Annotated in this window: 8 protein-coding genes; 7 read left to right on the top strand and 1 reads right to left on the bottom strand. The window is 74.7% G+C overall.

Annotation, left to right across the window (positions count from 1 at the left end; all coding sequences use genetic code 11):
- Nucleotides 1–1025: threonine aldolase family protein (locus tag JS521_RS31040; RefSeq protein WP_205086252.1), on the bottom strand; the 1025-nt coding region annotated here is incomplete at its 3' end.
- Between the two features lie 167 nt (nt 1026–1192).
- Between JS521_RS31040 and JS521_RS31035 the strand changes: the two genes are divergently transcribed.
- The 7 genes from JS521_RS31035 (at nt 1193) to JS521_RS31005 (ending at nt 7920) form a co-directional block, all read left to right on the top strand.
- Nucleotides 1193–2143: a Rossmann-like and DUF2520 domain-containing protein gene (locus JS521_RS31035; RefSeq protein WP_205086251.1), complete on the top strand. Its 951-nt coding sequence runs from the start codon at nt 1193–1195 to the stop codon at nt 2141–2143.
- Entirely contained in the window at nt 2140–3159 is a 1020-nt protein-coding gene (gene panC, locus JS521_RS31030) for a pantoate--beta-alanine ligase (RefSeq protein WP_205086250.1), read from the top strand. Before JS521_RS31035 ends, panC begins: the two co-directional genes overlap by 4 nt.
- Nucleotides 3156–4850 (top strand): L-aspartate oxidase, encoded by a 1695-nt coding sequence (locus JS521_RS31025; protein WP_205086249.1) that lies wholly within the window; start codon nt 3156–3158, stop codon nt 4848–4850. The genes panC and JS521_RS31025 overlap by 4 nt, the downstream gene beginning before the upstream one ends.
- Nucleotides 4851–5030: 180 nt before the next feature.
- On the top strand, nt 5031–6116 hold the full coding sequence (gene nadC / locus JS521_RS31020; RefSeq protein ID WP_307847978.1) for a carboxylating nicotinate-nucleotide diphosphorylase: 1086 nt from the start codon (nt 5031–5033) through the stop codon (nt 6114–6116).
- A complete protein-coding gene (locus JS521_RS31015; protein WP_205086248.1) occupies nt 6116–6913 on the top strand; it encodes a type III pantothenate kinase in 798 nt (265 codons plus the stop codon). The genes nadC and JS521_RS31015 overlap by 1 nt, the downstream gene beginning before the upstream one ends.
- A 162-nt stretch (nt 6914–7075) precedes the next feature.
- Nucleotides 7076–7660 carry a hypothetical protein gene (locus tag JS521_RS31010; RefSeq protein WP_205086253.1) on the top strand — a complete coding sequence of 195 codons (585 nt, stop codon included), beginning with the start codon at nt 7076–7078 and terminating at the stop codon, nt 7658–7660.
- 80 nt (nt 7661–7740) lie between these two features.
- Nucleotides 7741–7920, top strand: coding sequence for a hypothetical protein (locus JS521_RS31005; RefSeq protein WP_205086247.1), 180 nt, complete (start codon nt 7741–7743; stop codon nt 7918–7920).
- The last annotated feature ends 197 nt before the right edge of the window (nt 7921–8117 follow it).

Here is an 8117-nt window from a genome sequence, read left to right as displayed (position 1 = left end):
AGGTCGACGAGCCGGAAGAGGGCCACCCCCGTCTCCTCGGCCTGCCGCACCGACGCCTCGTCCAGCACCTCCGCCCCGTACGGCAGCCAGACCTGGAACTGATGCGTGTGCGGCCGCTCCGGGCGCACCCGGAACCACGGCACTCCCGCCGCCGCGAACCCCTCCGCCAGCGCCCCGGCCACCACCTTCGCGTGCCCCACGTACGACGGAAGGCGCGGCAGCTCCCGCTCAAGACCGGTCAGCGCGGACAGCGCCGCCGGGAACTGCTGGAAGAGCTGGCCCCCGTACCGGTGACGCCACACCCGCGCCTCCTCCACCAGCGTCGAAGGCCCCGCCAGCGCCGCCCCCGACAGCCCGTCCAGGGACTTGTAGAACGACACGTACACGCTGTCCGCGAGCCCCGCGATCTCCGACAGCTCCCGCCCGAAGTGCGTCGGGCACTCCCACATCCGGGCCCCGTCGAAGTGGACCACCGCGTCCCGCTCCCGGGCCGCATCGACCACCGCCGTCAGCTCCTCCCAGGACGGCAGCACGAACCCGGCGTCCCGCAACGGCAGCTCCAGCATCAGCGTGCCGAACGGCTCGGGGAACTCCCGGATCTCCTCCGCGTCCGGCAGCCTCGGCTCCGACGTCGGATGCACCGTGCGCAGCCCGCTCACCTCCCCCAGCGCCCCGCCCTCGTGCACCTCGGGGTGCGACAGAGGGTGCAGCGCCACCGTCGCGTTCCCCGTACGCCCTGCCCAGCACCGCAGCGCGACCTGCTGGGCCATCGTCCCGGTCGGGAAGAACGCCGCCGCCTCCATGCCCAGCAGCCGGGCCGTCCGCCGCTCCAGATCGGCGACGACCCCGCCCCCGTACACATCGGTCCAGTCGTCCGGATCGTGTACGGACGGGGCGTCCGCGACACCCGCCGCCAGCCGTTCGGCCAGCGTGCCGTCCTCGCCCACCCGCGCCAGCACCCGTCGCGCACCCCGCCACGCGGTCAGCCTGCGCCTCCGCTGCTCCTGCTCATCCACCGTCGCCATGGGACGATCATCACCCGGACCTCCGCCGGCGCGCCCGCCGATTCCGCCCGGCCTGCAAAGTTATCCACAGCCTGTGGGCAGCGGAGAGGCTTCCCCGAAACGCTGGCGTAGCATGCAGAGAAATCGTCCGGTACCCCCCGCGGACTGGAACGGAAGGCCGTCGCCGCGTGAACGCATCAGTTTCGAAGGAACCCCTCGACGCGAGGGACCGCCCCGCCCGCCTCACGGTCGGCGTCGTCGGCGCGGGCCGGGTCGGACCGGCCCTCGCCGCGTCGCTCCAGCTCGCCGGGCACCGCCCGGTCGCCGTCTCAGGCGTCTCCGACGCCTCCCGCCGCCGCGCCGCGGCCCTGCTCCCCGACGTGCCCGTGGTGGAGCCCGCCGAGGTGCTGGCCCGCGCCGAGCTGGTGCTGCTGACCGTCCCCGACGACGTGCTGCCCACGCTGGTCGAGGGCCTCGTCGAGACCGGCGCCGTAAGGCCGGGCCAGCTCCTCGTCCACACCTCCGGGCGGTACGGGGCCCGCGTGCTGGAACCCGCGCTGCGGGCCGGGGCGCTGCCGCTCGCGCTGCACCCGGCGATGACGTTCACCGGCACCGCCGTCGACGTCCAGCGGCTCGCGGGCTGCTCCTTCGGCGTCACCGCCCCCGAGGAGCTGCGGCTCGCGGCGGAGGCCCTGGTCATCGAGATGGGCGGCGAGCCCGAGTGGATCGCCGAGGAGTCCCGTCCGCTCTACCACGCGGCCCTCGCCCTGGGCGCGAACCACCTGGTCACCCTGGTCGCCCAGTCGATGGAGCTGCTGACCAAGGCCGGGGTCGCCGCCCCCGACCGGATGCTCGGCCCGCTGCTCGGCGCGGCGCTGGACAACGCCCTGCGCTCCGGCGACGCGGCGCTGACCGGGCCGGTCGCCCGGGGGGACGCGGGCACGGTCGCCGCCCACGTCGGTGAACTGCGCGCCCATGCCCCGCAGGCGGTGGCCGGGTATCTCGCGATGGCCCGCGCCACGGCCGACCGGGCGCTCGCCCACGGTCTGCTCAAGGCCGAGCTGGCCGAGGACCTCCTCGTCGTCCTGGCCGACCAGGAGCGCCGCCCCGGCGGCCCCGGACCGGGGGAGACCCGATGACGCACACGGCCAGGACCGCCCTCCTGCGCACCGCCGCCGAGCTGGACGCGCTGTCCCGCCCCGCCGGCGCCGAGCGGGCCGTCGTCATGACGATGGGCGCGCTGCACGACGGCCACGCCACCCTGATCCGCGCGGCCCGCGAAGCGGCGGGCCCGGACGGCCAGGTCGTGGCCACCGTCTTCGTGAACCCGCTCCAGTTCGGCGAGGCCGCCGACCTGGACCGCTACCCGCGCACCCTGGACGCCGACCTGGAGATCGCCGCGGCGGCGGGGGCCGACGCGGTCTTCGCCCCCGGCGCGGACGAGGTCTATCCGGGCGGCGAACCCCAGGTCCGGATCACCGCCGGCCCCATGGGCGAGCGCCTCGAAGGCGCGGCCCGCCCCGGCCACTTCGACGGGATGCTCACCGTCGTCGCCAAGCTCCTCCACCTCACCCGCCCCGACGACGCGTTCTACGGCCAGAAGGACGCCCAGCAGCTCGCCCTGATCCGCCGCATGGTCCGCGACCTGAACTTCGGCGTCCGCATCACCGGCGTCCCCACCGTCCGGGACGCGGACGGCCTCGCGCTCTCCAGCCGCAACCGCTTCCTCTCCCCGCAGGAGCGGCACACCGCCCTCGCCCTGCCCCGCGCCCTGTTCGCGGCCCAGGACCGGCTCGCCGCCCAGCAGGCCCTGCACGAGCGGGCCAAGGCCACCGCGCCCGGCGGCGACCGGGCCGCCGGACTCAACCGGCTCGGCGAGGCCCGCGCCGCCGCCGACGCCCAGGCCGTGGCGCTGGCCCGGCCCAACGGGGCGCCCGCCGCCGTCCGCGCCGCCGCCCGGACGATCCTGGACGAGGCCGCAGCCCGGGACCGGGTGCCGCTCGCCCTGGACTACCTGGCCCTGGTGGACCCGGCGGACTTCACCGAGATCCCGGACGACCGCGAGAGCGGGGAGGCGATCCTCGCCGTCGCGGCCCGGGTCGGGGACACCCGCCTCATCGACAACATCCCCCTCACCTTCGGAGCCCTGACGTGACCGGAATACGGCTGACCGCCCCCGCCCCCGGCTGGGCCATCGACGCGGACGTCGTGGTGGTCGGCTCCGGCGTCGCCGGGCTCACCACGGCGCTGCGCTGTGCCGCCGCCGGCCTGGACACCGTCGTCGTCACCAAGGCCCGCCTGGACGACGGTTCGACCCGCTGGGCCCAGGGCGGCATCGCCGCCGCGCTCGGCGATGGCGACACCCCCGAGCAGCACCTCGACGACACCCTCGTCGCGGGCGCGGGCCTCTGCGACGAGGAGGCCGTGCGCACCCTGGTCACCGAGGGCCCCGACGCCGTACGCCGGCTGATCACCACCGGCGCGCACTTCGACACCACCGACAGCGGCGACATCGCGCTCACCCGGGAGGGCGGCCACCACCGCCGCCGCATCGCCCACGCGGGTGGCGACGCGACCGGCGCGGAGATCTCCCGCGCCCTGGTCGAGGCGGTCCGCGAGGCCGCCCTGCACACCGTCGAGAACGCGCTCGTCCTTGACCTGCTCACCGACGCCGAAGGCCGTACGGCGGGCGTATCGCTGCACGTCATGGGGGAGGGGCAGCACGACGGCGTCGGCGCGGTCCGGGCCCCCTCGGTGGTCCTGGCCACCGGCGGCATGGGCCAGGTCTTCTCCGCCACCACCAACCCCTCCGTCTCCACCGGGGACGGGGTGGCGCTCGCGCTGCGGGCCGGGGCGGAGGTCTCGGACCTGGAGTTCGTCCAGTTCCACCCGACCGTCCTCTTCCTCGGCGCGGACAGCGAGGGTCAGCAGCCGCTGGTCTCCGAAGCCGTACGCGGAGAGGGCGCGCATCTCGTCGACGGCGACGGTGTCCGCTTCATGCTCGGACAGCACGAGCTGGCCGAGCTGGCCCCGCGCGACATCGTCGCCAAGGGCATCACCCGCCGGATGCTGGAGCAGGGCACCGAGCACATGTATCTGGACGCCCGGCACTTCGGGGCGGCCATGTGGGAGCAGCGCTTCCCCACCATCCTGGCCGCCTGCCGGTCCCACGGCATCGACCCGGTCACCGAGCCGATCCCGGTCGCCCCGGCCGCGCACTACGCCTCCGGCGGCGTCCGCACCGACCTGCGGGGCCGCACCACCGTCCCCGGGCTGTACGCCTGCGGCGAGGTCGCCTGCACCGGAGTGCACGGGGCCAACCGCCTCGCGTCCAACTCCCTGCTGGAGGGCCTGGTCTTCGCCGAGCGCATCGCCGCCGACATCGCCGAGGTCCGCCCGCCCCGCACCGAACCGGTCCAAGCCTCCCGCGACGCCGACGCCCCCGTCCCGCTGCTGGCCCCCGAGGCCCGTACGGCGATCCAGCGCACGATGACCCGGGGGGCCGGGGTCCTGCGCTCCGCCGCCTCCCTGGCCGCCGCCGACGAGGAGCTGGAGGCCCTCCACCGCGAGGCCGCCGCCGACGCGGACGGGCCCCGGGTCTCCAAGGCGGTCGTCCCCGGGGTCGACGCCTGGGAGGTCACCAACCTGCTCCTGGTCTCCCGGGTCCTGGTCGCCGCCGCCCGGGACCGCGAGGAGACCCGCGGCTGCCACTGGCGCGAGGACCGGCCCGACCGCGACGACGCCAACGGCCGCCGCCACCTGGTCGTCCGCATCGGACCGGACCGCACCCCGGTCGTCCACCGCACGGAGACCGCCGCATTCCCGCCCGTACGCCCGTCGGATTGAGCAGACTGCTGGAAGCAGCCGCTCCGCCGCACACCACGCGGAGCAGCACCCGCAACAACACACACAGCACCGCACGCACCACCGGCACCACCGAAGCCCCAGCCGCACACGCACCACTGGCACCACCCGAAGCACCAGCCGCACCCGCACCACCCGCCACGCCCCCGAGGAGCCGACACCGTGAGCACGCCCGAAGAGAATCCGCGCCCCACTCCCGTGGACGTACCGCTGATCAGCGTCGGCGCGCCCGCATCGTCCGCACCGGCGGAAGGCGGCTGCGGCGACGGCTGCGGTTGCAGCGACGGCTTCGACCCCGACGCCCTGGAGTGCGGCCTCGACCCCGCGCTCGCCCTGCTGCTGGCGGAGGCCGGTCTCGACCCGGTCCAGGTCGAAGACGTCGCGCATGTGGCGATCGAGGAGGACCTCGACGGCGGAGTGGACGTCACGACCGTGGCGACCGTCCCCGAGGACGCGGTGGTCACCGGCGACTTCACCGCCCGTGAGGCCGGCGTGGTCGCCGGGCTCCGGGTCGCGGAGGCGGTCCTGTCGATCGTCTGCACCGAGGAGTTCGAGGTCGAGCGGCACGTCGAGGACGGCGACCGGATCGTCCCCGGCCAGAAGCTGCTGACCGTCACCACCCGCACCCGCGACCTGCTGACCGGCGAGCGCAGCGCGCTGAACCTGCTCTGCCGCCTCTCCGGCATCGCGACCGCCACCCGCGCCTGGGCGGACGTGCTGGAGGGCTCCAAGGCCGAGGTCCGCGACACCCGCAAGACGACGGCGGGCCTGCGCGCCCTGGAGAAGTACGCGGTGCGCTGCGGCGGCGGCGTCAACCACCGGATGTCGCTCTCCGACGCGGCGCTGGTCAAGGACAACCACGTGATCGCCGCGGGCGGCGTCGCCGAGGCGTTCAAGCGGGTCCGCGCCGAGTTCCCCGAGCTGCCCATCGAGGTCGAGGTCGACACGCTGGACCAGGTCCGCGAGGTGCTGGACGCGGGCGTCGACCTGATCCTGCTGGACAACTTCACCCCGGCCGAGACCGCCGAGGCGGTCGCGTTGGTCGCCGGCCGGGCGATCCTCGAATCCTCCGGCCGCCTCACCCTCGACTCGGCCCGCGCCTACGCCGACGCGGGCGTCGACTATCTGGCGGTCGGGGCGCTCACCCACTCCTCGCCGATCCTCGACATCGGCCTGGACTTCCGCGACGCCGAAGCCGAAGCGGACGCCGCCACCGACACCACCGCCACCGACGGGGCCGACGCCTGATGCTGCTCACCATCGACGTCGGCAACACGCACACGGTCCTCGGCCTCTTCGACGGCGAGGAGATCGTCGAGCACTGGCGGATCTCCACCGACGCCCGCCGCACCGCCGACGAGCTGGCCGTCCTGCTCCAGGGCCTGATGGGCATGCACCCGCTGCTCGGCATGGAGCTGGGCGACGGCATCGAGGGCATCGCGATCTGCGCCACCGTCCCCTCGGTCCTGCACGAGCTGCGCGAGGTCACCCGCCGCTACTACGGCGACGTCCCCGCCGTGCTGGTCGAGCCCGGCGTCAAGACGGGCGTGCCGATCCTGATGGACAACCCCAAGGAGGTCGGCGCGGACCGCATCATCAACGCGGTCGCCGCCGTCGAGCTGTACGGGGGCCCGGCGATCGTCGTCGACTTCGGCACCGCCACCACCTTCGACGCGGTCTCCCCGCGCGGCGAGTACACGGGCGGGGTGATCGCCCCCGGCATCGAGATCTCGGTCGAGGCGCTCGGCGTCCGGGGCGCCCAGCTCCGCAAGATCGAGCTGGCCCGGCCGCGCAGCGTGATCGGCAAGAACACCGTCGAGGCCATGCAGTCCGGCATCATCTACGGCTTCGCCGGCCAGGTCGACGGGGTGGTGGCCCGGATGAAGAAGGAGCTGGCCGCCGACCCGGACGACGTCACCGTCATCGCGACGGGCGGCCTTGCTCCGATGGTGTTGGGGGAGTCCTCGGTCATCGACGAGCACGAGCCGTGGCTGACGCTCATCGGGCTGCGCCTGGTGTACGAGCGGAACACGCCCCGCTCGTAGGGGCGGGCCCGCAGGAGCCCGGCGTACCTGCGGGAACGGCCGGGGCCGGGGGCCCGGATGACCGCTCCGGCACGCCGCGCCACCGACGACCAGTTAAACGGATTTTGTCCATTTAGCACGTATTGTCGCGTTATGCCCACGCCCTACGGTTCACGAGGCGGCATGGCGTTCAGCGCGGACGAGCTGCGGGTGCTCCGACGTGCCCTCGCCATCGCCCTCCACCCCATGCCCCTGTCCGACGAGGACGTCCAGGACTGCCTGCGGCTCGCGGGCTCCGTGGACGAGGCGGTCGGCGAGGCGGGTCGGCTGCGCGCCTTCCTCCTCGCCGACCTCGCCCGCTACCGCAACGCCCTCCCCGGCTCCGCCACCGGCTACCTGGAGCTGCTCCAGGACGCCCTGGCGGCCGGCTACGACCCCCGCCCGGACGATCTGGCCGCCCTGCGGGCCCTGCGCGGGGGGCCGCTCGCGGCGGCCCTCCTGGAGCGCTGTCAGGTGCTCGCCGAGCGTTCCGTGCGGGCCCGTCTCGCCGGCCGCTCCGTCGGGCTCGCCGCCCCCGGCCCCCGCAGCCGGCTGCTCGCCCTGCCCGGCGGCCGCGCCGCCGCCCGGGAACCGGACCGGCCCAAGGGCCCGGCCGCACCGAGTCACCCGCAGAAGCCCGGCGACCGCCCGATGCCCAAGCCCTCCGAGGTCTTCCCGCCGCGCCGCCGGCCGACGCCGCCCCCGTCCGAGGAGCGGGCGGCCGGCTGATCTCCGGCGTTCTTTGACGCGGCGGCCTCCACCGGGAGGTCGCCGCGTCGGGCCGTTGAGGGCTCGCTACTCTGGACGGCATGGACTACGTATCCGCGCTCGTGCCCCCCGTGGTGATGGCCGTCTTCTTCGTCTCCGTGATCGTGATCATCGTCAAGAGCCAGGGTGGTCCGAACAAGACCAAGGAGGACGACGCGGTGGACGCGGCGATCGCCCGCGCGGAATCCGCAAAGCAGACCGCTCGTCCGGAGAATGTCTGACCGAATGCCTGATCGCGATGCCGGATCGCGGGAGCGGCCCACCCGCCCACGTACTCCCGGCGCGCGACCCCTGAGCGCCCCCCGCGGGGGGGGGGGGGGGGGTTTTTTTGCCCCAAAGCCGCGCCCAAGGGGCAAAAGGGCCCAAAATTTTAGGGGGGCCCCGCGAATTGGGGGGCGCCGACAACCCCGGGGGGGCC

This window comes from Streptomyces durocortorensis, from assembly GCF_016901035.1.
GTDB lineage: Bacteria > Actinomycetota > Actinomycetes > Streptomycetales > Streptomycetaceae > Streptomyces > Streptomyces durocortorensis.
The sequence above is the reverse complement of the archived record's forward strand: the minus strand, read 5'-3'. Positions and strand labels throughout refer to the sequence as shown.

What these genes read in the sequence shown, in the direction of transcription:
- panC (WP_205086250.1), top strand. Translation starts at nt 2,140, where the DNA reads ATGACGCACACGGCCAGGACCGCCCTCCTGCGCACCGCCGCCGAGCTG.
- JS521_RS31005 (WP_205086247.1), top strand. Translation starts at nt 7,741, where the DNA reads ATGGACTACGTATCCGCGCTCGTGCCCCCCGTGGTGATGGCCGTCTTC.
- JS521_RS31015 (WP_205086248.1), top strand. Translation starts at nt 6,116, where the DNA reads ATGCTGCTCACCATCGACGTCGGCAACACGCACACGGTCCTCGGCCTC.
- JS521_RS31010 (WP_205086253.1), top strand. Translation starts at nt 7,076, where the DNA reads ATGGCGTTCAGCGCGGACGAGCTGCGGGTGCTCCGACGTGCCCTCGCC.